This is a genomic window from Pannonibacter sp., assembly GCF_051860505.1.
Classification (GTDB): domain Bacteria; phylum Pseudomonadota; class Alphaproteobacteria; order Rhizobiales; family Stappiaceae; genus Pannonibacter.
Genome location: NZ_JBHYDX010000002.1, coordinates 257,426 through 283,108, shown reverse-complemented (window position 1 = coordinate 283,108; position 25,683 = coordinate 257,426). Strand labels below are relative to the sequence as shown.

Sequence of the window (25,683 nt, the reverse complement as noted above, 5' to 3'; positions counted from 1 at the left end):
CGGAGAGATCGGTGGTGAAGGACAGGCGCCCGGCCTTGACGTTGGTGGCGACCAGCTGGTCAAGCCCCGGCTCGAAGATCGGGATCTCGCCGCGCTTCAGCGCCTCGATCTTGTCGACGGCCTTGTCGACACAGGTCACCTCATGGCCGAAATCCGCAAGGCAGGCACCGGAAACAAGGCCCACATAGCCGGAGCCGATCATCGCAATCTTCATGTCAAAATCCCGACCAAACGTATGGCACTGAACTTAAAGCAAATGCTGTGCCGGAACCGTAGACCCTGTGCCCAGCCCCGGGAAATTCCAGGCTGTCGACGGCGCGGGGTGGATCTTGCACTCATTCCAGAGGTTTGCGCGTGTGTTTGCAACGGAGCAAGCCGCCTAGACTTTGTGTTACCCGAGTTTAATGTCGGTTTCAATTCGCCGTTGCCGCGGGGAGAGGCGTGTTCCGCTTAACGTTTGATCAAGGTTAAGGCATCGGCGGCCCCCGCTGGCGGCCGTGGCTAGCCTGGGGGTGTCCGACCCGTCGCAGGACGGGCCGGACTTGAGGGGTTTCAGCGGGTTTCTGCGATCAGCTGGCCGCGAACTTCAAGAGCCGTATGGCGTTGAAATCAGCAATGCCGCCGCCGACGCGCATGGTGGCATAGAAGGTGATGTAGGGCTTGGCCGAATAGGGATCGCGCAGGATCTGGATGCCCTGGCGGTCAATGATGAGATAGGCCCGCTGGAAATCAGCAAAGGCGATTGCGGTGCTGCCCGGGCTGATCCCCGGCATGTCGTCGCATTCCACCAAGGGAAAGCCCATCAGCGTCTCCTCCAGCTTGTCGGACATCCGTGTCTGGTAGAGATAGTCTCCGCTCTCGGTCTTCAGCCGCCGCATGGCGCTGAGCGTCATGCGGTTCATCAGGAAGGCGGCGTTCTTACGATAGACAGCTGGCAGGGAATGGACCAGATCCATCAGGCAGTCGATCGGGGCATCCGCCTTGAAGCCGCCATTCGCGCCGGTCACCAGCGTGCCCACTTCACCAAAGCCAGCCGCTTCTGGGTTGACTTGTGGATAGGATAAAATTCCTCTCGGCTGCGATGTGCCATTGCCGGTGATGAAGGCGGTCGCCTCCTGGGCGCAGAAGGCCGAATAGAGCTCCACCGCCAGCCAGGCCTCGATGTCGATGACGCCGTCATCGAGCAACTGCTTGGTTGCCACGGGGCAGGCATAAAGTTCATGCGTCGGGAAGTTCAGTTCAGCGATTTGCGGGCTGGAGGTGGTCGGCCGGACCTGGGTTTCCGCCACCCAGCCGGCGCCTGGGCCACTGATCACGAAGGGGCGCTTGTAGAGCCCCGTCGAAATGGTCAGTTGACTGGCGAGGGCACGGATTGGCGTGTCCTTGCGCAGACGCGCAAACAACGCCTTTTCCATTTCCGGATGGACGAGATAGCCGCCATCGGCTTCAGATCCGACGGACATGCCCCGTGTCTCCAGCGCATGGAAGCCATCGGTGCGGCCGCGGCGGACATAATTGTCGATCGCACTCTTCAGTTCGATCTTGTCCGGGTCCTCGTATGCTTCGCCGCCATGGAGGTGCATGCGCCGCACGGTCAGGGCGAGATCGTCCATGCGCCGTTCGACGCGCTTCAGCTTGTCTTCGGTGAGAACATCGGGGCCGCGCAGGGATTTCAGCTCCAGAAGCTGCTGGTCATTTGCCTGCTTGAACTCCTCGAAGCTGCGCCGGTGCTCGTCCAGCACCCGGGCCAGACCTTCCACCTGCGGGTCGGGGCGAGCCTCAGCCAAGGCGGGCTGCATATAGGCCTTGGTTTCCAGAAACGGCATGCCCGGCCTGCGATAGGGCGCGTGGTCGTCGTCGGGTTCGGCACGCAGTTCCAGCCCGCCGACGGGGGTACCATATTCAAGAAGACCATCCTGTGGCGTGTTCGGTTCACTCATTCATGACACTCCTGTTGCCGTTCCCGGAGAGCGGGAACAGCTCGAGTGTCTCACGGTGCGGCAGACCGGGGATAAGTTTGCATCCAGGGGTGGTTTTGCGCATTCGCGCAGGTTTTGCGTGCAGGGGCGTGCTGCTGAATTCTGGAGCCTGCCAGAACGTCTGGACACATCCGGCGAGCGGGCTTTGGGTCGAAACCAGCCAGCGATCAACCGGGGTTGGTTGGGCAAGGGTTTGAAAGCCTTGGGCTCTCCGGTCACGGGTCTTCGCTGCGCTCCGCCCGGGATGACGCCAAGGGGAGGCGGCGCACGCAGGGTCAGGCAAGCGGTCCGACGCACGCTCGGCACTCGTTTAGGTACCCGCTCAGGCACCCGCTCTGGCACTCGATCATGCGCCCAGTCCGGCAAGCCGTGCCTGCCGGACCGGGCGGAGTACGTTCAGGCGCCGGCGGCGACGCGGACGGCGATCAGGCGGGCGGCATCGCCCGAGAGCGGGCCTTTGCGGCAGCGGTCGCCCGAGGGGCCGCTGTCGCACAGGGTCGTCACAGCGCGGATGGTGTCCCGGGTCAGCAATCCGTTCAGCGTGCCTTTGTAAAGCCCGCGTGCCTTCAACTCGTCCTGCACCAGATAGACAAAGGCATTGGCATTGGACCAGCGCAAGGTGGTGAGCAGGCCGATGCGGGTTGATTGCGGCGCGGCCTTGAAGGCCTTGGCGAGGGCCTCGAATTCGGCGCGGGTGCGGGCCGATGTGCCGAGGAGCAACAGCTCTTCCTGGGCCTGCTGTGCCGGGGTCAGCAGCTCAGCATAGGCAGCAAGCGCGGCCTTAGCTTTAGCCGGGTTTGCACTGAGCGTCTTGCCGGCGCCGCTGCGGTGGAGGCCGATCAGCCGGCGGGCGGCATCGGCGTTGCCGGCCTTGGCAGCGGTCTCCAGGCTTGCAAGGGCCGCGCGGACATTCTGCTTCTGGCCCTTGCCATAAAGTGCCCACTCGGCCAGCAGCACTGTCGCCCCGGCGTTGCCAAGTCCTTCCGCCTTGCGGGCATAGGCCAGAGCCTCTTTCTGGCTGGAGCTGCGGCCAAAGTCGCCGTTCATGTGGCCGCGGGCAAGGTCCAGAAGCGCACCGCTGTTGCCGGCGGCTGCCGCCTTTTCATAAGCAGCCAGCGCCTTCTGCGGGTTTTTCGGCACGCCGGTGCCATAGCGATAGGCCGAGCCTAGGCGCAGAAGGGCGGTCACATTGCCCGTGTCAGCTGCTGCCTGGAGGAGGCGCAGGCCTTCAGGCGCATCTGGCGGCACCAGTTCGCCGCGCAGCAGAACATCTGACAGGGACAGCATTGCCGATACATCCCCTGCGTCTGCCGCAGCGCGCAGCAGGCCAAGCCCCTTTTCGACATCCTGCGGCTCGCCAAAGCCCCAAAGAGCGGCCTCCGCCAGACGCAGGCTGGCGCTTGAGGAGCCGGCGTTTTCGGCTTCTCGGAAATAAACGAGCGATTTGGCCGGATCGACCGGAACGCCGATGCCGTCACGGTGGATTTCCCCTAGGCGCGTAAAGGCGCCGCTGTTGCCGGCCTCGGCGGATTTCGTGAGATAGTCGATGGCCTTTGCGCCGTCCACGGCGATTGCTCCGCCACGGGTGTAGAGGTCGCCGAGCGTATAGAGCGCACCCCGGTCGCCGGTCTCGGCGGCTTCGGTCAGGACGGCGAGACCCTGGTCGGGGTTTGGTGCTGTGCCCTGGCCGCTGATCAGGGCACGGGCGACATTGATCTTGCCTGAGGTGTTGCCAGCCTCGGCGGCAGACTGGAAGTAACCGAAAGCCTTGGCGAGGTCCTTGTCGACGCCAATGCCGTCGCGGTGGATCTCACCAAGGCGGACATAGCCGGCGACATTGTCGGCTTCTGCGGCCTTGGCCAGGAACTCGGTTGCCTTTGCTCCATCGACGGGAATTGCTCCACCACGGGTATAGAGGTCGCCAAGCGTGTAGAGTGCCCATTTGTCGCCGGTTTCGGCGACTTCGGTTAGCAGGGCAAGGCCCCGGTCCGGGTTGGCGTCGGTGCCTTGGCCGCTGATCAGGGCGCGAGCGACGGCGATCTTGCCGGAGGTGTTGCCGGCCTCAGCGGCAGCTTGAAAGTAAGCGAAAGCCTTGGCGAGGTCCTTGTCGACGCCGATGCCATCGCGGTGGATTTCCCCTAGGCGCGTATAGGCGCCGCTGTTGCCGGCCTCGGCGGATTTCGTGAGATAGTCGATGGCCTTTGCGCCGTCGACGGCGATTGGTCCGCCCCGGGTGTAGAGGTCACCAAGCGTATAGAGCGCCCATTTGTCGCCGGTTTCGGCGACTTCGGTGAGCAGGGCAAGGCCCCGGTCCGGGTTGGCGTCGGTGCCTTGGCCGCTGATCAGGGCGCGAGCGACGGCGATTTTGCCGGAGGTGTTGCCGCCGTCGGCTGCAGCCTGGAAATAGGCGAAGGCCTTGGCGAGGTCCTTGTCGACGCCGATGCCGTCGCGGTGGATCTCACCAAGGCGGACGTTGCTCCAGACGTTGCCGGCTTCCACTGCCTTGGTCAGGAACTCGATTGCCGACTTCGGGTCCTGCGGCACGGCGCCGCCGCGCGAATAGAAATCGCCCATCGCATGAAGGGCATCCTTGTCGCCGGCCTCGGCTCGGGCCTTGATCTGCGCCAGTGCAGACTGGACCGCGTCATCTGCGCCGCCGTCGCGGACGATCTGGCGCAACTCACTGATACTCGCCGGTTTCTGCGCCTCCTGAGCCGTAGAAACCCCAGGCTGGACGAACAGCAGCGCGGTGGTGACGAAAAGGCTCCGGCCGAGGGCCAGGTTCAGCCGGCGTGAGGCGCCTGGCTGCAGCTGCAGATTTCGGAAAGGGGAGAGACGGGATGAAATCGTCATAGTCAATTCCTTCTTCAAAAACAACAGATCAGCGTATCAAATTGGACTTCGCTTCCAGTCAATCCTAACGCCTTAGGTGACCTGGTCAACCCGCAGCGCAACATTTTATGGCTCAACTGGCCAATTGTGTCGGTGATCTGGCATGAGCGCGGCGACAGAAGGGCCTTCATGTTCAATTGTCGACATTTATTGATTTTTTTGATCGTCTTGCTGATTTACATCATCTTCAATTCACTTGGCAAAAGTTTGAGAGCATTCTGGCACCGCCAATATCAAGCTGCGGGTTGATCTGCTTGTGGTTTGACGCAAACGTCTCCGAGACTTGTAAGGTGGATCCAGAGCTATGCCTGATCGCCAATGTACCAGGGGGCGCTATCAGACTTTATGGTGTGGCACAGGTGTGGTGGTGCTCGGGGAGCTTGTGTGCCCGTCACGCGCGCGCGAAAAGATATGGATTGGTATGAGGTCCCAAACGCGACCGGGCCTAAATGTGACCGGACCTAAATGTGACCGACCGAAGCGCATTGAAACAGGCTCGATGGACATGGTCCGCCTCGAAGGCAGGGCGGCACTTACAGGTTTTATCTGGAAATTTGGCTGGGGAACCTGGATTCGAACCAGGACTAACGGAGTCAGAGTCCGTGGGTCTACCGTTAACCTATTCCCCAGTAGACGCCGCGGCTGCTGTCCGCGCCGCGATGTGAGGGGCTTATAGCTGCAGGATCGGGATCGATCAACAGGCTCCTGCAAAAAGTTTTTCAGCCTGTGGATGACTGAGGGATGACAGTCTGCCGACGCTGTCCTTGGCAGGGATCCGTGCCTTTGCCGTGAAACAAGGTACATATCGCTCCGCGCGGCGCTCCTGCCTGTTGCCAATGGCGCGGCAGGCGTCGGACCCAAGGTGTCCTTTGCGTGCGCGGGGGCAACCTGTTACACTTTCGTCAACAACACGATCAGGCGCGCCCGGCCAGTCAGGCTGAGGCTGCGCGAAAAGGACATCGAAGTGGACGACTCGGGTCAGGACGCCCCCGCGAAAGCACGGGGGCAGGCTGACGCGGCGTCGCCTCCCGTGGCTGCCAATGGGCGGCCGCGTTCCAAGAAACGCCGTCGCCAGGACAAGGTTCCTGCCGGCAGCGGACGGGGAGGCGAATCCGGTGCTTCCGCACCGAGGCCGCAGGCGGAAACGTCTTCGGCGCCGCGTCCGGCGCAAAAGAAAGGCAAACGGCGCAGCCGCCCGAACAGGGCGGAGCGCCGCGCCGACATGCTGGGGGATTCAGGCGCTGTGGCGCCGCCCGCAGAGGCCCGCACAGGGCATGGACGCCGCCAGGGTAAACGCCGGGGCGGCGCGAAGGCGTTTGCACCCAGTGCCCAACAGGGACAGCATGGGCATTCCGGTCAGCGAGGACAGCCAGGACAGGCGGCACAGCCGGGACAGGCAGCACAGCCAGCACAGCCAGGACAGGCAGCACATGCTGGACAGGCGTCGCAGCCGGTCGCTCCCTCCGAGGGCGCGCGGGCGGGGCGGCAACTGGACGAAAAGTCGGCTGTGGCGCCCTGGTCAAGATCAGGGGCCGGGTCGGGAGCGACACGCGGGCGGGAGGCATCTGGCGGGGCCTACGGGGCCTCCCCAGCCACCGGCGCGTTGCCGCCAGGTCTTTCAAGCGGGCATTCCCGTCAAGCGGATCAGGCGGGAGACGGGTCAACGGGGCGTGGAGGCGGGGACGCTTCAGGCGCGTTGCCGCCGCGCTCCGGTGGGAGCGACGCGGGGCCGTGCGGTGGGCCAAGGCCTGCCGCAGCCAACCCGTCTGCCGGGGCGGGGCCGAAGTCTGAGGGCAACCGGCGGCGCCGGGCCCGGGGGCGTCCGAGTGGTCACTTTCGCGCTGATCTTCCTGCGCCTGCCGTTGGTGGCAATGGCCAGGCCGGGCTGCGCAATTCAGCGGAGACAAGCGCGCCTGGGGCCTTGGGTCCATCCGGTGCGGCCAAGGTCGGAGCCGGTCGAGATGGTGCGCGGGGGCGTGAGCAGGACCAGGGCTTGCCGCGCGGCTCAGATGGGGCGCAGGGCACACGCCCGGCGGCTGCGCTGGCGGGCACCTTCCTGTCCGGCCGCACAAGCGACAGCCAGCTCTATGCCGCGCTGGATCTTGGCACCAACAATTGCCGGCTGCTGATTGCGCGTCCGGAAGAACGCGGCTTCAAGGTGGTCGATGCCTTCTCGCGCATCGTGCGGCTCGGCGAGGGCGTTGGCGCCAGCGGGCTTCTGTCCGATGCGGCGATGGACCGGGCCATCGATGCGCTCGACAATTGCCAACGCAAGCTGGTTGAACGGGGCGTGTCGCGGTTCCGGCTGATCGCCACCGAGGCCTGCCGGGCCGCTGGCAACGGGGAAGAGTTCATTGCAAGGGTACAGCGGGAAACCGGGCTGGCGCTCGAAATCGTCAACCGGGAGACCGAAGCGCGGCTGGCGGTGGCCGGCTGTGCCACGCTTGTCGACCGGGAGGCCGAGGGCGTGCTCTTGTTCGATATCGGAGGCGGCTCGTCTGAAATCGTCTGGCTGGACCTGCGCAACCGGGGCAACGCACGCGGCTATGCGCTGACGCGCTTCATCCGGGCCTGGACCTCCCTGCCAGTTGGGGTGGTGAACCTTGCCGAACGCCATGGCGGCATGCATGTGACGCATCAGATCTTCGAGGACATGGTCGATGATGTCTCCGGGCATCTGCAGGGCTTTGCCGTCGGGTCGGCCTTGAACGAGGCGATCGATGCTGGCCAGGTGCATATGCTGGGCACCTCCGGCACGGTGACGACACTTGCCGGGGTGCATTTTGGCCTCAGGCGTTATGACCGGCGGCGGGTGGATGGCGCCTGGCTGGCTGATGAGGACGTCGCGGCTATGATCGAGAAGCTGCGTGCGATGTCTTATGACGAGCGGATCGACAACCCGTGCATCGGGGCGGACCGGGCCGATCTGGTGCTGGCCGGCTGCGCCATTCTCGAGGCCATCCGCCGGCGCTGGACCTGCTCGCGGCTGCGGGTTGCCGACCGGGGCTTGCGCGAGGGCATCTTGACGGAACTCATGGCTGCTGACGGCGTCTGGTCGCGCGGCAACCGGCCCCATCGGGGGCAGAAAGGAAAGACATGACCGACGGCAAACGCGGTTCAGGCGAGCGTGGCCTGCATGTGCGTGTCAAGACGGCGGCCAAGCGGACGGTGTCCTCGACCCGCTGGCTCGAGCGCCATCTCAACGACCCTTATGTGCGCCGCTCCAAGATGGACGGCTACCGGTCGCGCGCGGCCTACAAGCTGATCGAGATCGATGACAAGCTGAACCTGCTGAAACCCGGCGCCCGGGTCGTCGACCTTGGGGCAGCGCCCGGGGGATGGTGCCAGATCGCGGTCGACCGGGTTGGGTCGTCGCCAGACGCGCCGACTATCGTCGGTATCGACTATCTCGACATGGACCATATCCCGGGCGTGACTTTTCTCAAGAAGGACTTCCTTGACGAGGACGCGCCGGATGCACTGCTCGCCGCGCTTGGCGGGCACAAGCCTGATGTCGTCTTGTCCGATATGGCCGCACCGACAACGGGGCACCGGCAGACCGATCACCTGCGCACGACTCACCTGTTCGAAGTGGCGATCCAGTTCGCTCTCGAGAATCTCGCGCCCGGCGGTGTGTTCCTGGCGAAGGTGTTCCGGGGCGGGACGGAGGGGCAACTCCTGGCGCTGCTGAAGCGGGATTTCGTCTCGGTCGCCCACATCAAGCCACCGGCCAGCCGCAAGGAAAGCCCGGAACTTTACGTCGTTGCCAAGGGTTTCCGCGGTAAAAGTGCCCCTGGCTCAGTCTTTGGACGCGGTGAAGACGAGGACATGTGAGCCTGTCAAACTGGCGGGGTCTTAACTGCAATCAGGGACTGATGGCGCTTTGATCTTTTCAAGGTGTCACCTGCGTGTTATTCACCCGCGCCAACTTCTCCGGCAACGCCGAAGCACACTTCGTCGCCGCCATCCCCGGCAAGGGATGGCGGATTTCGGGCTTTCTCAACAGGGGATTTGGCAATGGCCACTTTTTTCGTTCCGGCAACAGGCGCAGAGGCGCTCACTTTCGATGATGTGCTGCTGATCCCGGGGCATTCCGAGGTCATGCCTGCCCACACGGACCTGCGCACCCGCGTCACCCGGTCGATCGAACTGAACCTGCCAATCCTGTCATCCGCCATGGACACAGTCACCGAAGCGCGCCTTGCCATTGCCATGGCGCAAGCCGGCGGCATCGGTGTCATTCACCGCAACCTCACCCTCGACCAGCAGGCCGAACAGGTGCGTCAGGTGAAGAAGTTCGAGAGCGGCATGGTGGTGAACCCGGTCGTCATTGGACCGGATGCGACCTTGAAGGATGCGCTGGACCTAATGAAGGCCTATGGCATTTCCGGGATTCCGGTGGTTGAGAATGGCGGCCTCGGCGGTCAGCTGACCGGCCGTCTGGTGGGCGTCCTGACCAACCGCGATGTGCGCTTTGCCACCAACCCGGATCAGCTGGTCTTTGAACTGATGACCCGCGAGAACCTCATCACCGTGCGGGACACGGTGAGCCAGGAAGAGGCCAAGCGCCTGCTGCACCAGCACCGGATTGAGAAGCTGCTGGTGGTGGATGACAGCTATACCTGTATCGGCCTGGTCACTGTGAAGGACATCGAAAAGGCCCAGCTCAACCCGAACGCCTCCAAGGACGACCAGGGCCGCCTGCGCGTTGCCGCCGCGACCTCTGTCGGGGACGAGGGCATGCAGCGCGCCGAGCGGCTGATGGACGCTGGCGTCGATCTTCTTGTGGTCGATACCGCGCACGGCCATTCCGCCCGCGTGCTGCAGATGGTCAGCGAAGTGAAGCGGTTGTCGAACACCGTTCAGGTGCTGGCCGGCAATGTCGCCACCCGCGAAGCCACCAAGGCGCTGATTGATGCCGGCGCTGACGCCGTGAAAGTCGGCATCGGGCCGGGCTCGATCTGTACCACCCGCATCGTCGCCGGTGTCGGCGTGCCGCAGCTGACCGCCATTCTGGAAGCCTGTGACGAGGCCGCCAAGCACAATGTGCCGATCATCGCCGATGGCGGCATCAAGTATTCCGGTGATCTGGCCAAGGCCCTGGCTGCCGGTGCTGCCGGTGCCATGATCGGCTCGCTGCTGGCTGGCACCGAGGAAAGCCCGGGCGAGGTCTATCTGCACCAGGGCCGGTCCTACAAGTCCTACCGGGGCATGGGCTCGGTCGGAGCCATGGCGCGCGGCTCTGCCGACCGCTACTTCCAGGCTGAAGTGCGCGATGCGCTGAAACTGGTTCCGGAAGGCATCGAGGGCCAGGTGCCCTACAAGGGCCCGCTGTCGAGCGTGCTGCATCAGCTGGCCGGCGGCCTGCGGGCGGCCATGGGCTATGTTGGCGCCAGGACGTTGCCTGAATTCCAGGAGAAGGCGCGTTTCGTGCGCATCTCCGGCGCGGGCCTGCGCGAAAGCCATGCCCATGACGTGACGATCACCCGGGAAAGCCCGAACTACCCGACCAATATCTGACGGGCAGGGCGCAGTCGGTGGCCGGGACGGGCGCCGTGGTGCCCGCCTGAAACACTGGAGCAATGACATGAAAGATGGTGGACGGATCGCCGCGGCCATCGAAGTGCTGGGCGAGGTGGAAAGTCGCCGTCGTCCGGTGCAGGACGCGCTGAAGGACTGGGGCAACGGCCATCGATTCGCAGGCTCCGGAGATCGCACGATCATCGGCAACCTTGTGTTCGATGCCCTGCGCCACAAGCAAAGCCTTGGCTGGCAGATGCAGGATGCCAGTGCCCGTGCGCTGGCGCTTGCGACCTATGCGCTCAACTGGCAGCAGGGCCTGGCCAAGCTGGAAGAGGTGATGGCGGATGACCGCCATGCGCCGGAGCCGTTGACCGACGCGGAACGCGTCGGCTTGACGACCCCGCGTGAGGATGCGGCGCCTGATGCCACCGCAGCGGACGTGCCGGACTGGCTGTGGCCCGCCTTTTCCGCAGCGCTTGGCGCCAATGCGGTGGCGGAGGGCCAGGCGCTGGCGCGCCGGGCGCCGATCGACATGCGCGCCAATACGTTGAAGGCATCGCGTGACAAAGTCCTCAAGCGCCTCGCGCATATCGACCTGAAGGAAACGTCCCTCTCGCCCTACGGCCTGAGGGTCGAGCCGAAGCCAGGGGCGGCACGTCTGCCGCATGTGCAGGCCGAGGAAGGCTATCGCAAGGGCTGGTTCGAACTGCAGGACGAGGCAAGCCAGATCGCGGCGCTGGTTGCCGGGGCCAAGCCCGGCGAACAGGTGCTGGATTTCTGCGCTGGCGGCGGCGGCAAGACGCTGGCGCTGGCTGCCCTGATGGAAAACCGTGGCCAGATCTACGCCTATGACAATGATCGTCTGCGGCTCGCCCCGATTCATGAGCGGCTGGCCCGGGCCGGCGCCCGCAATGTGCAGGTCCGTGATCCGCGAACGGGAACGCTCGAGGATCTGGAAGGCCAGATGGACCTCGTCTTCGTCGACGCCCCTTGCACGGGGACAGGCGTCTGGCGCCGGCGGCCGGATTCCAAGTGGCGCCTCAGCGAAAAGGCCCTTGCCGACCGGATCGAGGAACAGGCACGGGTGCTGGATGCGGCGGCCCGCTTCGTCAAGCCCGGCGGGCGGCTGGTCTATGCCACCTGTTCGATCCTGGATGTGGAAAACCGCGACCAGATCGAAGCCTTTCTTGCCCGGGACGCGCGGTTTGCCCGCAAGTCGGCGGCCGAGTCATTTGCTGCGGCACTGCCGGGCAAGCCGATGCCCGCTCACGTGAGCCTGGAAGGTCATATCCTGCTCACGCCGGCTACCACCGATACGGATGGTTTCTTCCTTTCGGTTGTCACCCGGGTCGGTTGACGGGGCCGCTGGACGGCCCAAATCCAAAAGCACCGCGCGGTCTGACGACTGCACGGTGTCTGATTTCTGACAAACTTCGGGTTTTGACGGATTGCCGTCATTCCGGACAAGGTGAGCGTTCAGCGAACCGTAGATCCGGAATCCAGCGCGTCTGTGCGAGCGTAAGCGAGCCCATAGACAAATCAATGCGATAAGACTTGCGATTGACAAGTTTGTCGCGCTTCGCGCGGCTGATGTCTGGATCCCGGCTCGGCGCTTCGCTGGCGCTCAGCTGGGCCGGGATGACTGTGAGCAGGTTTGTCAGCAGTTTGACACCGAGCGGTCTGACGACTGCACGGTGTTTTTCATTTGAAGCAGCCTCAGCCGATCTGATTGTCGGGCTCAGCGTTATCGGTGGTTGTTTCCAGATCAGCTGCGGCGGCCGGATCACTCGCATCGGCTGATCCGGCAAGCTCCGGTTCTTCTGCTGTCAGGGCCGGGACCGGCTCGGCGGATTGCGACTGAAGCGGGGCATGCGGAGACCAGACGAGGTCCGGCATCGGCACGGTTCGGTGGCGTTCAATGACATCGCGAACCCAGTCCGGCACGCTGCGGCCATTCGCGATCGCGGTCAGGATTTCACGGGCGGCCAGGCGTTCTCCGATGGCGGCAAGGGCCGCCCCGACCGCATTGCCGGCCTCGCGGTTGTCGCTCTGGTCGGTCCAGGCATCGTCGGCATGGCGCAGGGCAGCGCGAAGATCGCCGGCCTTGCGCGCAAGCAGCGACAATCGCACCTTGACCGCGGCATCCCCCGGCTCGAGCCGCAAGGATGTCTCATAGGCATTGCGGGCTGCGACAAGGTCGCCCTGGGCCGCCAGGACATCGGCAAGACAGGTGAAAGCCTCGGCAGAGACTGCTCCGGACAGGGTGGCCCGCTCGGCCAGGTCACGCGCCTCATCAAGGCGGCTGCGTTTCAGCAAGAGGCGCGACAGACCGGTGAGGGCAGGGGCATAACCGTCATCGATGCGCAAGGCTGCGCGATAGGCTGCAATGGCTGTGCCCGGGCGCGGATCGGTCGTGGTTGCATCGCCGAGCAAGGTCAGCGCCGGCGCACTGTCCGGCAGCAAGGCGGCGAGCCGCGCTGCAAGTTCCTGCGCCTCGTCCAGATTGCCCTGCCGGATCAGGATGCTGGCAAGCCCGTAGAGAGCGTTGTGATTGTCCGCATCCTCCGCCAGAGCGGCGCGGAATGCGGCCTCCGCATTGGCCAGATCTCCCAGCAGGAACTGGCAGTTGCCCAGATTGGCGCGGGCGCGGGTGTGATCGGGATGGGCAAAAAGGATCTTGCGGAACTGTGCAGCCGCGTCCTCAAGCTGACCGTTGCGCATGGCCTCGGTTGCCTGAAGATAGGCGTCCTCGACTTCCTCTTGGGATCGGCGCACATTTTCAAGGCTGGGCACGGGAGCCGTTGGCGCTGCTTCAGTTTCGGACGGCGTTCCGGCTTCCAGTCGCGGGGCTGCTACGGTTCCGCCGTTCGGCGGACACGTTTCGGCGGTGCTCTCCGCTGCGCGCGCAACCTCTGTCGTGGACATGTCGGCCGTTGTCATGGCGAAGGACCGTTTCCCCTCTTGATCGGGCCTGGAACCTGCCTGGCGGTCTGAGTTTTCTGGCGGCGGTACCCTAACCGCTGCTGCTTGCCGGCCCGAGTGCCGGCACATTGCCTTGGAATGCAGACCGAATCGTCCCTGCCGCGTCTGCGGTAACCATATCCAGTCTGGTGCCCGGGGTCAAAAGCTGCTCCCGCGGGCGGGGTGGCTGGTGGCTCGCGATGCCCGTGAAAGCTGTGGAGGAGCCGGAACTGCGGCAGACGAGATCTTTTCACTTGAAGTGAAATTGATATGACAAGAGCTGTATCCGGCTTGGTTGCCTGCGTCGGGCAGGCGTGATGTCCGGACAGGTAACCAGGACGGCAACCGGGACGGCAACTGGGACGGCAACCGGGACAACCGGGGGAGACGAAGATGGCGGCCAAGGGCGGCAAATCGACAGCAGGAGCGACGAGCGCCCCGGCACAGGTCAGCCTGTTCGACAGCGAGCCGGCGATCGGGCTTGACAACTTCCTGCCGCTGAAAATCCTGGCCACGGCTCGCCTTGTCGAGCGGCGCCTGGTGAAGGCGCTGCAGGGCGATCATGGCATCGCCTTGCCGGAATGGCTTGTGCTGTCCGCCTTGATCGAGGCGGGGGAGGGGTCGGTCCGGGACCTGGGCGCGCGAACTGGGCTTGATGCGGTTGCCATCAGCCGGGCTGCGATGCGCCTGACGGATCGCAAACTGCTGAAAAAGACCGAAAACCGGCAAGACCGCCGATTGGTCGTATTAAAGGCGACCAAGGCGGGACGGGATCTGGCCGGGGAAATCGGACACAAGCTGGGGCCGCTTGAAGGCGAGATCTTCAAGGGTCTTGGCGCGTCGGATCGCATCCGGCTGGCCAGCCTTCTGGCGGCCTTGCAGACCAGGGATGGCGCCTGACCGGGCGCCGCAGACCTTTTGCGGTTTGCCAGCTGTCGATATCAAGAATCCGGTTCAATTCCGTCAGATGTCAGAGTAGAAGCTGCCCATGACACAGCATGATCGCCTCCTCATCATCGACTTCGGCTCCCAGGTGACGCAGCTCATTGCCAGGCGTCTGCGCGAGCTGAATGTCTATTGCGAAATCCACCCCTATCAGAAGGTCACTGATGCGTTTCTGGCCGAGTTCGGCCCGAAGGCGGTGATCTTCTCGGGCGGGCCGGATTCGGTGACCCGCGCCGGGTCGCCCCGCCCGCCGCAGTCGGTCTATACGCTCGGCGTGCCGATCCTCGGCATCTGCTATGGCCAGCAGACCATGATGCAGGACCTCGGCGGCATGGTCGAGGGCGGCAAGATCTCCGGTGGCGGCGGCACGGCGGAATTCGGCCGTGCCTTCGTTACGCCGGCTGGTGACAAGCTGCCACTGCTCGACGGCTGGTTCGAGGGCGAGCGCGAGCAGGTGTGGATGAGCCACGGCGACCACGTCAGCAAGATCGCGCCGGGCTTTGAGGTCTATGGCGTGTCGCCGAACGCGCCCTATGCCATCACGGCCGATACCTCGCGCAAGTTCTATGCGGTGCAGTTCCACCCGGAAGTGCACCACACGCCGAATGGCAAGAAGCTCTACGAAAACTTCGTCCGTCTGGCCGGCTTCACCGGCGACTGGACCATGGGCGCCTACCGTGAGGACGCGATCGCCAAGATCCGCGCCCAGGTCGGCGACAAACAGGTGATATGCGGCCTCTCCGGCGGCGTCGACAGTTCGGTTGCCGCCGTGCTCATCCATGAGGCCATCGGCGACCAGCTCACCTGCGTCTTCGTCGATCACGGCCTCTTGCGTCAGGGGGAGGCGGAAGAAGTCGTCACCATGTTCCGGGACAACTACAACATCCGTCTCATTCACGCCGATGAACAGGAGCTGTTCCTCGGCGCGCTGGAAGGCGTGTCCGATCCGGAAGTGAAGCGCAAGACCATCGGCAAGCTGTTCATCGACGTGTTCCAGAAACACGCCAACTCGATCGACGGCGCCGAGTTCCTGGCGCAAGGAACGCTCTATCCGGATGTGATCGAGAGCGTCAGCTTCTCGGGCGGCCCGTCGGTGACAATCAAGAGCCACCACAATGTGGGCGGCCTGCCGGAAAAGATGGGCCTGAAGCTGGTCGAGCCGCTGCGCGAGCTGTTCAAGGACGAGGTTCGCGCCCTCGGCCGCGAGCTGGGGCTGCCGGAGAAGTTCATCGGCCGCCACCCGTTCCCGGGGCCGGGCCTTGCCATCCGCTGCCCGGGCGAGATCACCCGCGAGAAGCTCGCCATCCTGCGCAAGGCGGATGCGGTCTATATCGACCAGATCCGCAAGCACGGTCTCTATGACGAGATCTGGCAGGCCTTCGTTGCAATCCTGCCGGTGCGCACCGTCGGCGTGATGGGCGACGGGCGGACCTATGACTTTGCTTGCGCGCTCCGGGCCGTGACCTCCGTCGACGGCATGACGGCGGACTACTACCCCTTCAGCCACGAGTTCCTGAGCGAGACCGCGACCCGCATCATCAACGAGGTCGAAGGCATCAACCGCGTCACCTACGACATCACCTCGAAGCCCCCGGGCACCATCGAGTGGGAATGATTCAGGCCCATCCGTAAGCCGCCGATTTTACGCTAAAGCACGACCTAAGTATCTGAAAACAAATATAAATCATGCCGGTAGCAATCAGTAGCTATCGGCATGTAGAGATTGGCTCTGTCGGCCCACCCGACGGGTCTCCGGTATATTGCTCCGGCGAATTTTACAAAGTACCGTCACGGTCAATGAGGCTCGTGACGGTACTTTTTTCAACATAATCCGTTGAAAATACAAGATATTCCCTGTCATTAGTCCTCGAAATTGTGCTGACGGTACTTTTCAGGAGGCGGAAGGGATGCTTACGGACGCTGCCATCAAGGCATTGAAACCAAAAGAGAAAATTTACAAAGTCGCAGACCGCGACGGCATGTATGTGCGCGTCATGCCCAGTGGCACGGTCTCATTTCGTTTGGACTACCGGCTCAACGGACGCCGGGAGACCGTCTATCTGGGCAGGTATGGACGCGACGGGATCTCGCTTGCCCGAGCCCGAGAGAAGTGCATCGACGCGAAGCGTGCCGTCAGCGAGGGACGCTCACCGGCGATCGAAAAACAGCGAGAAAAACGTCGTATCAAGGAAGCGAGGAGCTTCGGCGAATTCGGCGAGAAGTGGTTGACGGCTGGGCCGATGGCCGACAGCACGCGCGCGATGCGTCGCTCCATCTTCGAGCGCGAACTGCTCCCCGTCTGGCGCAATCGCCTGTTAACGGAAATCACTCCGAATGACTTGCGAGCACATTGCGGCAAGATCGTTGATCGAGGAGCGCCGGCCACGGCCATCCATGTGCGCGACATACTCAAACAAATATATGGGTTCGCGATCCTGCATGGTGAAAAGGTTTCGAATCCGGCCGACGAAGTGGGGCCAACCTCGATCGCAACATTCGTACCTCGGGATCGTTCGTTATCGCCTTCCGAGATCCGTGTAATGCTGAACCAGCTGGAACACGTTGCCACCTTGCCTACGATCCGCTTGGGGCTGCGACTCTTTCTGTTGACCATGGTGCGCAAGAGCGAGCTACAGGACGCGACCTGGGATGAAGTCGATTTCGAGAACGCCGTCTGGACAATTCCAAAGGAACGGATGAAGCGATCGAAGGCGCATAATGTTTACCTGTCGCGCCAAGTCCTGGATATCTTTATCGCATTAAAGACGTGCTCGGGTAATTCGCGATATGTACTTCCGTCGCGCTATGACGCCGACGCGCCTATGTCTCGCGCAACCTTCAACCGCGTAACATATTCAGTGGTGGAACAGGCCAAGAAGGAGGGGCTGCCCCTCGAACCATTCACGGTGCATGACCTTCGACGGACAGGATCGACGCTACTCAATGAACTTGGCTTCAATAGCGATTGGATCGAAAAGTGCCTCGCTCATGAAGACGGTCGCTCGTCACGGGGAGTCTACAATAAGGCTGAATACGAGGTGCAGCGCCGCCACATGATGCAGGAGTGGTCGGATATAATCGATGCGTGGCTCGAAGGACGCAAACGCCTACCAGTTCTCATTCCACCTTCGATGCCGCTTTTCGACCCCGATCCGTCTCTTTGACAGGGCGCGTCCTTCGCTGGCTAACATCAGGATGTTGCGCGCGATTGATCGGCGTGGCTCTGCGGGACGCGAGCCACGCCTCCACCTCTGCCAAATCCCATACGACGCACCTCGGCGTCAGAGCAAACCGGCGCGGGAACTGCCCGCGTTGCTCCATCTCGTAGATAGTGCTGTCGGCCAGCGGGACTATTGCGCGCAGCTCTTTCCTTCGGATCGTCCGCGTGATCGTATTCTCAGTCGCCCGAGTCATTCTCTTTCGCCTTCATCTATTGTTCCTGGCTGATTGAAAGCAATAGATGCTGAAAAGAGGAAGGCGATAAAAAGGGGCGTAGTAATTTCGGCCCGTCCTAGCGTGCATATGGGACGTTCAATGTTCGTCGGATTCACGCAGGCGGGGCTGATGCCGATAAGGTAGCTCGATGAGTGTTTAGCGCCTCCGACAGGAGCATGCACTCGAACCGTTCGCTGCTGGGTTCGTCGGGAAGGCTGGCATAGGCCACGAGCCGCAGGTGCTTTTCCTCATCCACGATAAAGGTGGAATGATCGAACGTGACCGCGCCAATGCCTTCTAGATGAAAGCTCCGACGCCCCTGGCAACGGCCATGCACATCATGCCTGCGCCAAAGATCGCGAAACGCAGGTGATCGCTGTTCGATAGTTTCGACCAGTTCGATCATGTCCTCGTCGTCGGGCGCCTGCGCATAATCGCGCCGGAAGCTTGCGAGAATCTGCGGAGCCTGGATGTTCCACTCCAAGATTCGGCCGGACAGGCTGTCATCAGCGAACAGCATCCACAGCATGTTCCGCTCTGCTGGATCGCGCGCCTCGAAACCGAAGAGCCTCTCTGCCGCCGCATTCCAGCCGATCACATCCCACCGAAGGTTCAATACATAGGCGGGCCGCAGCGCCAAATCGTCGATCAGCCTCCGAACCAGCGCGGGCAAGGCGCACCAGGCGCGACCATGGATGGCGGGAGGCCGGTGATGCGCCAGAAGGAACAGATGCCGTCGCTCGGTCTCATCGAGTTTCAGCACCCTCGACACGTTGTCGAGAAATGCGGTCGAGACATTGATGTCGCGGCCCTGTTCCAGCCATGTGTACCAACTGAGGCCGACGCCAGCGAGCGCCGCCACTTCCTCCCGCCGCAATCCAGGCGTCCGCCGCCTCTTGCCGGGTGGAAGGCCGACATCGAGCGGAGAAAGGCTTTCCCTACGCTGACGCAGAAAGTCCGCCAATTCTGTCCGGGTGCGATCGAGGCGAGTGTCCAGCATATTGCTCATAGTAACCGTATAACTTACTCCATAGTAATAGGATTGTAGGCGGCTTATCCGACGGTTTCAACCTCGGGAGCCGCCATGTCTGACAACTGCATTTCAGGAACCAAAACATCATCATCACGATCGAGCGTTGACGAAGGTTCGACTTCCTCCCCGCTCGCGCTGGCCATCCTGTTGCTCGGCGGGTTCATCACGGTCTTCGACCTGTTCGTCGTTAATGTCGCAATCCCGTCGATGCAGGCCGACCTTGGCGCGAATTTCGCCGAGATCGGCTTCGTCATCGCTGGTTATGAGTTGGCCTTCGGGGTGTTGCTGATTGCGGGCGGTCGTTTGGGCGACATTCATGGCCGTCGCAGGCTCTTTGTTCTCGGAATGCTGGGCTTTGCGGTTGCGTCCTTCCTGTGCGGAATCGCGCCGGATGCGACCAGCCTGATCGCTGCACGCTTGCTGCAGGGAGCAACGGGAGCAATCCTGTTTCCTCAAGTCTACGCGCTGCTGCGCGTCATGTATGACGAGGCTGGGCGCCGCCGCGCCTTCGGCCTCCTCGGCATGACGCTGGGGCTTGCCGCCATCGCCGGACAGGTGCTGGGCGGGTTGATCGTTGAGAGTGATCTCTTCGGTCTCGGCTGGCGCGTGATCTTTCTTATCAATCTGCCGATCGGCGTGCTGGCCGCGATCTTTGCCCGCACTATCCCGGAATCGAAAGCGTCGGATGTAGCAGGCGTCGACTGGCCGGGCGTTAGTTTGGCCACGGTTGGCTTGCTGCTGCTGCTTCTGCCGCTGCTGGAAGGTCCGAATAGCGGGTGGCCCGCCTGGACATGGGGCAGCTTTCTGGCTTCCGGGCTATTGCTCGTCGGCTTCCTTGCCTGGGAACGTCGGGCAACTCATCCCGCCGTCGATCTGGGCCTTTTTGCCAATCGAGGGTTTTCGGCCGGGGCAGTCGTCGTGCTTTTGATCTACTCGACCTCGACCTCATTATTTTTGTGTTTCGCACTTTTGCTACAGACGGGCCTTGGCCTGTCACCTTTCGAGGCCGGGATGTTGTTCGCGCCGGCGAGCGTGGGCTTTGTTGTGGCCTCGCTGATCGCACCAAAGCTGGTAGCGCGTTGGGGCAATGGAGTGATCGCTGGTGGCGCACTGATCTATGCTTTGGGGATAGGCTGGCTGATCCTCACGGCGTCCGAACTCGCGGGCCGAGAAGACGTGCTTGTGATGCTTCCGGCATTGATCCTGTTCGGCTTCGGACAGGGGCTGTCGATGACGCCGCTGCTCAACCTCGTTATCGGTTTCGTCGAAGAGCGTCATGCCGGTATGGCGGCAGGCATCATCTCGACCTTGCAACAGGTCGGCGGTGCGTTTGGCGTTTCCATCGCCGGCATCTTCTTCGTGTCCATTCTAGCCGGGCATTCGAGCGGTACTGAACCGGAAGCCAGCCGCTACGTGGCCGCCTTCGCCGGGGCCATGTTCTACAATCTTGCGGCTGCTGCCGTTGCCGCCCTGCTGATTGCCTGGATCGCGCGGAAGAGACTGGCGCAATGATGGCATCTATGGCGGGCTGTATGCCCACTGAACTTGATGAATAAGCTTGGTCGGTTTGAACTCCGCTATCTGCGCTATCTTATCGCGATGGCGGAGTTTGGGGGCATCCGGAAGGCAGCCCGAGCGTTGGGTGTTCAACCGTCGACGGTTAGTCGGCGAGTTCGCGATCTTGAGGATGACATTGGTGCAGCCTTGTTCATTCGCACCCATGGCGGTGTCAGCCTAACCTATGCAGGGGAACGGTTTCTTCAGCAGGCGCGCAAGGCGATCAATCACGTCAATTATGCCGCCCAGGAGGCTGGCGTCATCGGGCGAGGCCAGGAGGGTGTCGTCCGGATTGGCTTGATCTCGTCGTTAGCGTCGGGGTTCCTGCCCGAGTTGGTGGAAGCCTACTACGCAGATCATGCAGGCGTGCGACTGGAATATGTCGAAGGCGGGACCTCTGATCACGTCCCAGCCGTGCAGCAGCACCGGCTGGACGTCGCATTTCTCACCGGGACAACATCCGCCGAGGGTTGCGACGTCGCGCATCTGTGGGACGAGCGGATTTATGTCGTGATGCCGAACAGGCACGAACTGGCTGAAAAGGAGGAGATCGCGTGGCATGACCTCCATGGGCGGCGATTCATTGTGAGCGAGGCGCAGCCTGGGCCGGAAATTCACGACTATCTGGTGAAGCACCTGTCGTCTCTCGGCCATTCCCCCAACATTCAGCGACAGGCGGTCTATCGCGACACGCTAATGCAGATCGTCGCCGGAGGAAGCAGCCTGACGCTGACCAGCGAAGCAACGATTGCGGCACAGCTCCCCGGTATTGCATATCGCCCGCTCGCCGGAGAGATTTTGTCCTTTTGCGCGGTCTGGTCGCCGAAAAACGACAATCCCGCTTTCCGGCGACTTCTCAGTCTGGCCAAGGTGATGTCGAAACGCTCCGGGGAGTTTCCTAGTGGGGCGCAGAACCGATCCGACGAAGCTTCGCAAATCCTCGATCCGTCGCAATAAACCGCTCCAACATAGGCACGATCAGCCGTTTTGGATCGGCAGCAGATTGGCCGCTCTCTCTGGCCAGCGCCTCGGCATATGCTACAAGATCACGATGCAAGGTGGCCGGAAGTTCAAGTGTCACCTTGATGGGTTTGTCCTCTGTGATCGGGCCGAGTTTCAGCTTGGTCATATCATCCTCCATAGGGCTCAAGGACGAGATCGCGGGTGACGATCACGCGGACGGGGAAGCCTGACCTGATGGTGAGCGTCGGCTGCACATTGAGCTGACGCCGAACAATCTGCTGTCCAGCGTCGTTGATGGTGTCCTGCGCTCCATTGCGGATAGCGTTCAGAAGCCGGTCGTCGTCATCGACGGCCAGCTCCGTGCCAATAGCCAAGAGGGTCGACAAGCCCGCTGCCTTAGCGAGATCCCACCAGTGATAGTCAACCCCATCCTCCAAGCCGGCATAGCCTTGTCCATCGGCGCCTGGTTGCCGTTCCAGCACGATGGAGCGACCATTGGGCATGATGAGCCTGTTCCAGACCAGGAGAATGCGGCGCTGCCCGAAGCCGACATCGTTGCTGTATTCGCCGATAATGCGCGCGCCCTGCGGGACAAGGAGCATACGACCGGTCGGACTGTCGTAGATGTTCTCCGTTACCTGTGCCGTGATCTGCCCTGGCAGGTCGGAGCGGATGCCGGTGATAAGCGCAGCGGAAATCACCGCGCCAGCCTGAAGCACATAGGGCGATGCCGGCGCCATGACACGATCCGGCGCAACGGTTCGGCGGTCGACGCCGGCGTTGAGGAAGGCAAGCTGGCGGTCCTGGGCCGTGGGTGTGCCTGGCTGGCCGGACAGACCTAGTCCAGTAAGGTTCGGGGAAGTACCGCCAGCTGTCGCGCCGGCGGTTGAAGTGCCAGGCGCGGTCTGGAAGAAGACGCGGCTCAGGCGGGCCGCTTCCTCCTCGGTCATCCGGCGCTGCTCCTCTGGATCGACGTTGGGTGTCGTGATGGCTGGCGGCGCGATCGGTTGCCCGCGGTTCTGAGCGTCGAGGATCGGTCTCCCAAGATCGCCGGGCAATGCAGGCCCGAGGATCGGGCCGGTGTAATCGCGTGGCAGACTGGCGATGCCATCTGCCGTGGCGCGATTGTCGACGGAATAGAGTTCCTCATTGCCTGAGCCGGCATCCCGGGTCTGGAGTGCATAGATCAGGGCCCCGCCAATACCGAGGCTGGCGACAAGACCGACACCGGCAAGCACCTTGCGCGAGATGCGCGTGACGCGGGGAGCGTCGGCGCGCAGTCGCATAGGGGCGGCAGGTCCGCCGGTCAGAGGCAGGGCATCGTCGTCACCGTCCGCATTCGGCTGACGGTTCGCCGTGGGATCGATAGGGGTCATGACGCTGGCCTTCCGTCGGTGCGAACGATCCTGACGGTCTGCTGACGGTCGCCGCCGCCAAGGCGCAGTTCGGCAGCGCCGAACAGGCGGTCGACGATCAGGATGTTCTGGTGGATGCGGCTGTTGACGATCTGCGCTTCGCCGTCCGGCCCGATGACAAAGAGCGGCGGCATTTCGCCTTGGACGATGCCGCGCGGGAACTCGACATAGACGCGGCGGCCATCGTCATAGACCGAGATCGGCTTCCACGGCGGATTGCCGCCGGTGAGGCCATAGCGATGGTTGCGAGCCGCTGCCGCCGGAATGACGGGTGTGGCCGGCACGGATTGGCGCTGTGATGCCGGTTGTTGGGGATAGGCCCAGGAAACGGCCGGCATGTAGAGGGCTTCGCGGGCGCGTAGCTCGATCATGTAGGTCCGGCGATCCGTAGTGATGACGAGGTTGGTCGAGATTTCAGCGCGCGTGGGTTTCACCAGAACCTGCACGCGGCGGGTGAGGCCTGAACCGCTTTCGGTGTCGCCGATGATCCAGCGGGCGGTATCGCCTGCTGCGATTGGGCCCGCGCCGGTCAGGCTTTCGCCGCGCTCCAGGGCAATCGTGGTGATCTTCCCGACGGCAGCGTAGACTTGATAAAGGGCGCCTTCACTCCATGGGTAGATCTGGATGGCGTTATAATAGCCGTCGCGCCTCGGCTCCACGCGGGCGGCGGCGTTGGCGTTCTCGACGCGTCCGGTCGGCGTGCCAGCCGAAGTCCCACCGCGGCTCGGCGTCCATGCTGGAGGCACATGCAGGGACCGTGGCGACTGTTCCGTTATAACTGCCGCGACGGCGGGCAGCGGTGGAACATCGGCGTCGTAGCTAATTTCCGGCGGCTTTTTCATCGTTGCGCAACCGGCAAGCATGGTTGCAGCCAGGAGCAGGGCCGCCACGGCGGCACCTCTCTTTCCCGGCCTATCCGAGACGTGGACGGCGCGGGTCATTGGCTCATCTCGCGCGACCAGGAAATTGCATTGATGTAGATACCGAGCGGATTGGCTTTCAGCCGCTCCGCATCGCGCGGCGGCTGGACGACGATCGTGAGGATCGCGGTCCAGCGCTGCGTGCTCGAGAGCTGGCCGTTCTCATAGTGGCGTTCGGTCCAGGCGACGCGGAATGAATCCGGCGATGCGCGGATGACGCTCGATACTTCGATGGCGATTTGGCTCCGGCCGACCTTGGTGAATGGATCGTTGGAGCGGGCGTAGTCGTTGAGCGCTGCCGCCCCGCGATCGGTCGTGAACTCATAGGCGCGTAGCCAGTTTTGGCGAACGATGATGGCGTCGGCCGGGATCGAGCGGACCTGCTCGATAAAGCGGCCCAGATGCCAGGCCACCTGTGGATCGGTCGGGCGGTAATCGGCAACGGCCGGGGCGACTGCCTGCGCCTGGCCGAGATTGTCGACCTGCACCACCCAGGGAACGATGGTGCCGCGCGCCGATTGCCAGACCAGGGCAGCAGCGAAGCCGCCTGCGAGAAGCAGCGAGCCGAAGGCCATTAACCGCCAGTTTTTCGCCTGGACACGGGCCGAGCCAATGCGCTCGTCCCAAATCTGCGCGGCCTTCTGGTATGGGGTCTCGGGTTCGGGCGTCTTGCCGTAATGGGCTGCGGGACGTTTGAACATCAGCGGTCACTTTCAGAAAGGTTGATGGACGAACCGCCGCCATGGCTGTCGCCGGATCGCACCGCGTGGGCGGCGGCGGAGACACCGTGGGACAGGCCCTGCGAGCGTTTCATGCGCTTGGCCCAATCAGGCGGGCCGTTGCCTGCGGGAGTTGAGGGGGCACCGGCGGTGTCAGCGCCGCCGCCGATCGTTCCCATGGTCGAGGAGCCGCCGGTGGTCTCGAAGGCTGACTTCGCACCGTCCGAGAAGCTGGATTTGACGCTCTCGGTGGCCTTTGACGCGGCGCGCTTCAGCGGTGAAATTGCGGCGCTGCCCGCGGCTTTCGCCGCACCGCCGAGGCCGGAGGCAACACCGCCCACGCCGGACTGACCAGCCGAGGCGAGACTGTAAGCGGTGGAGGCGCCGCCAGCGGCCGCCGCACCACCGCGCACGGCAGCAGCGCCACCGGAAAGTGCAGCAGCACCACCCCTTGCGGCGAGACCTGCGGCACCGCCCGCGGCCAGCGTTGCGCCACCGACGGCGAGGCCGGTTCCGACTGCGGCGCCAGCGCCAAGCTGGGGACCGCCGGAGACGAGGCCATTGGCTATTCCGGGGCCGAAAATGCCAAGACCGAGAAGGGAAAGGGCGGCCAGGACGATGGCCATGGCATCATCAATGGTGGGCGTCGCTCCGCCAAAACCTGCGGTGAACTGACTGAACAGGGTCGAGCCGATGCCGATAATGACGGCCAGCACCAGGACCTTGATACCGGAGGAAATGACATTGCCGAGCACCTTTTCGGCCATGAAGGCTGATTTACCGAACAGGCCGAAGGGGATCAGGACAAACCCTGCGAGCGTCGTCAGCTTGAACTCGATGAGCGTGACAAAAAGCTGAACGGCCAGAATGAAGAAGGCGAGCAGCACCAGCGCCCAGGCGAACAGCAGGCAGGCGATCTGGATAAAATTCTCGAAGAACGACCAGTAGCCCATCAAGCCGGAGATCGACTCCAACAGGGGCCGTCCGGCATCGAGCCCGGTCTGCGCCACCTTGCCGGGGCGCAGCAGGTCGGCGGTCGTGAAGCTGGTGCCGGAAGCCTTGAGGCCGAGACCGGCAAAGCTGTCGAAGATGATCTTCGCCAGATTGTTCCAGTTGGAAATCAAATAGGCGAAGACGCCGACGAACAGGGTCTTCTTGACGAGGCGGGCGATGATGTCGTCATCGGCGCCCCAGCTCCAGAACAGCGCGGCCAGCGTCACATCGATGACGATCAGCGTGGTGGCGATGAAGGCGACCTCGCCGCCGAGCAGGCCGAAGCCACTGTCGATGTAGCTGGTGAAGACCTGCAGGAACTGGTCGATGACGCCGGTGCCACCCATG

General features: G+C 63.1%; 20 protein-coding genes and 1 tRNA gene. 9 read left to right on the top strand and 12 right to left on the bottom strand.

The features are described 5' to 3' along the window. The 4 genes from ACTIFE_RS02665 to ACTIFE_RS02650 form a co-directional block, all read right to left on the bottom strand. Positions 1-214 (bottom strand): NAD-binding protein (locus ACTIFE_RS02665; protein WP_439527615.1); only part of this gene is annotated, 214 nt, incomplete at its 3' end. 355 nt (positions 215-569) lie between these two features. Then, the gene (locus ACTIFE_RS02660; protein WP_439527614.1) at positions 570-1,940 is read right to left on the bottom strand and encodes a phage major capsid protein; all 1,371 of its coding nucleotides are present in this window, start codon (positions 1,938-1,940) and stop codon (positions 570-572) included. Positions 1,941-2,375: 435 nt separating this feature from the next. Continuing rightward, complete coding sequence (locus ACTIFE_RS02655; protein WP_439527613.1) at positions 2,376-4,832, bottom strand: SEL1-like repeat protein; 2,457 nt, start codon at positions 4,830-4,832, stop codon at positions 2,376-2,378. Between the two features lie 594 nt (positions 4,833-5,426). After that, positions 5,427-5,500: transfer RNA gene (locus tag ACTIFE_RS02650), tRNA-Gln, on the bottom strand. A gap of 974 nt (positions 5,501-6,474) precedes the next feature. Between ACTIFE_RS02650 and ACTIFE_RS02645 the strand changes: the two genes are divergently transcribed. The 4 genes from ACTIFE_RS02645 to ACTIFE_RS02630 all read left to right on the top strand — a co-directional run bounded on the left by ACTIFE_RS02645 (position 6,475) and on the right by ACTIFE_RS02630 (position 11,751). Next, a complete protein-coding gene (locus ACTIFE_RS02645) occupies positions 6,475-7,971 on the top strand; it encodes a Ppx/GppA phosphatase family protein (RefSeq protein WP_439527622.1) in 1,497 nt (498 codons plus the stop codon). Continuing rightward, complete coding sequence (locus ACTIFE_RS02640; RefSeq protein ID WP_439527612.1) at positions 7,968-8,705, top strand: RlmE family RNA methyltransferase; 738 nt, start codon at positions 7,968-7,970, stop codon at positions 8,703-8,705. Before ACTIFE_RS02645 ends, ACTIFE_RS02640 begins: the two co-directional genes overlap by 4 nt. 183 nt (positions 8,706-8,888) lie before the next feature. Continuing rightward, positions 8,889-10,391: an IMP dehydrogenase gene (gene guaB, locus ACTIFE_RS02635; RefSeq protein ID WP_439527611.1), complete on the top strand. Its 1,503-nt coding sequence runs from the start codon at positions 8,889-8,891 to the stop codon at positions 10,389-10,391. Between the two features lie 67 nt (positions 10,392-10,458). Next, positions 10,459-11,751: an RsmB/NOP family class I SAM-dependent RNA methyltransferase gene (locus tag ACTIFE_RS02630; protein WP_439527610.1), complete on the top strand. Its 1,293-nt coding sequence runs from the start codon at positions 10,459-10,461 to the stop codon at positions 11,749-11,751. Positions 11,752-12,110: 359 nt separating this feature from the next. Here the strand turns inward: ACTIFE_RS02630 and ACTIFE_RS02625 are convergent, their stop codons facing one another. Beyond that, on the bottom strand, positions 12,111-13,334 hold the full coding sequence (locus ACTIFE_RS02625; protein ID WP_439527609.1) for a tetratricopeptide repeat protein: 1,224 nt from the start codon (positions 13,332-13,334) through the stop codon (positions 12,111-12,113). Positions 13,335-13,748: 414 nt separating this feature from the next. On the opposite strand from ACTIFE_RS02625, the gene ACTIFE_RS02620 reads away from it, so the two are divergent. From ACTIFE_RS02620 to ACTIFE_RS02610, 3 genes are all read left to right on the top strand, one after another. Then, the gene (locus tag ACTIFE_RS02620) at positions 13,749-14,255 is read left to right on the top strand and encodes a MarR family winged helix-turn-helix transcriptional regulator (RefSeq protein WP_439527608.1); all 507 of its coding nucleotides are present in this window, start codon (positions 13,749-13,751) and stop codon (positions 14,253-14,255) included. Between the two features lie 88 nt (positions 14,256-14,343). Continuing rightward, complete coding sequence (gene guaA / locus ACTIFE_RS02615; RefSeq protein ID WP_439527607.1) at positions 14,344-15,915, top strand: glutamine-hydrolyzing GMP synthase; 1,572 nt, start codon at positions 14,344-14,346, stop codon at positions 15,913-15,915. A gap of 292 nt (positions 15,916-16,207) precedes the next feature. Beyond that, a complete protein-coding gene (locus tag ACTIFE_RS02610) occupies positions 16,208-17,464 on the top strand; it encodes a tyrosine-type recombinase/integrase (RefSeq protein WP_439527606.1) in 1,257 nt (418 codons plus the stop codon). Here the strand turns inward: ACTIFE_RS02610 and ACTIFE_RS02605 are convergent. Then, positions 17,418-17,714 (bottom strand): helix-turn-helix transcriptional regulator, encoded by a 297-nt coding sequence (locus ACTIFE_RS02605; RefSeq protein ID WP_439527605.1) that lies wholly within the window; start codon positions 17,712-17,714, stop codon positions 17,418-17,420. The genes ACTIFE_RS02610 and ACTIFE_RS02605 overlap by 47 nt on opposite strands. 133 nt (positions 17,715-17,847) lie before the next feature. Next, entirely contained in the window at positions 17,848-18,744 is an 897-nt protein-coding gene (locus ACTIFE_RS02600) for a helix-turn-helix transcriptional regulator (protein ID WP_439527604.1), read from the bottom strand. Between the two features lie 75 nt (positions 18,745-18,819). On the opposite strand from ACTIFE_RS02600, the gene ACTIFE_RS02595 reads away from it, so the two are divergent. Next, complete coding sequence (locus ACTIFE_RS02595) at positions 18,820-20,280, top strand: MFS transporter (RefSeq protein ID WP_439527603.1); 1,461 nt, start codon at positions 18,820-18,822, stop codon at positions 20,278-20,280. Between the two features lie 36 nt (positions 20,281-20,316). Then, positions 20,317-21,282 (top strand): LysR substrate-binding domain-containing protein, encoded by a 966-nt coding sequence (locus ACTIFE_RS02590; protein WP_439527602.1) that lies wholly within the window; start codon positions 20,317-20,319, stop codon positions 21,280-21,282. On the opposite strand, the gene ACTIFE_RS02585 is transcribed toward ACTIFE_RS02590, so the two are convergent. From ACTIFE_RS02585 to trbL, 5 genes are read right to left on the bottom strand one after another with little or no spacing between them, the layout of a single operon-like run. Then, positions 21,224-21,454 (bottom strand): DUF2274 domain-containing protein, encoded by a 231-nt coding sequence (locus ACTIFE_RS02585; protein WP_439527601.1) that lies wholly within the window; start codon positions 21,452-21,454, stop codon positions 21,224-21,226. The two genes, ACTIFE_RS02590 and ACTIFE_RS02585, sit on opposite strands and share 59 nt — an antisense overlap. A gap of 1 nt (position 21,455) precedes the next feature. After that, the gene (locus ACTIFE_RS02580) at positions 21,456-22,664 is read right to left on the bottom strand and encodes a TrbI/VirB10 family protein (protein WP_439527600.1); all 1,209 of its coding nucleotides are present in this window, start codon (positions 22,662-22,664) and stop codon (positions 21,456-21,458) included. After that, a complete protein-coding gene (trbG, locus tag ACTIFE_RS02575) occupies positions 22,661-23,644 on the bottom strand; it encodes a P-type conjugative transfer protein TrbG (RefSeq protein WP_439527599.1) in 984 nt (327 codons plus the stop codon). Before trbG ends, ACTIFE_RS02580 begins: the two co-directional genes overlap by 4 nt. Continuing rightward, positions 23,641-24,324 carry a conjugal transfer protein TrbF gene (gene trbF, locus ACTIFE_RS02570; RefSeq protein ID WP_439527598.1) on the bottom strand — a complete coding sequence of 228 codons (684 nt, stop codon included), beginning with the start codon at positions 24,322-24,324 and terminating at the stop codon, positions 23,641-23,643. Before trbF ends, trbG begins: the two co-directional genes overlap by 4 nt. Next, the gene (trbL, locus tag ACTIFE_RS02565) at positions 24,324-25,682 is read right to left on the bottom strand and encodes a P-type conjugative transfer protein TrbL (protein WP_439527597.1); all 1,359 of its coding nucleotides are present in this window, start codon (positions 25,680-25,682) and stop codon (positions 24,324-24,326) included. Before trbL ends, trbF begins: the two co-directional genes overlap by 1 nt. Position 25,683 lies beyond the last annotated feature (1 nt).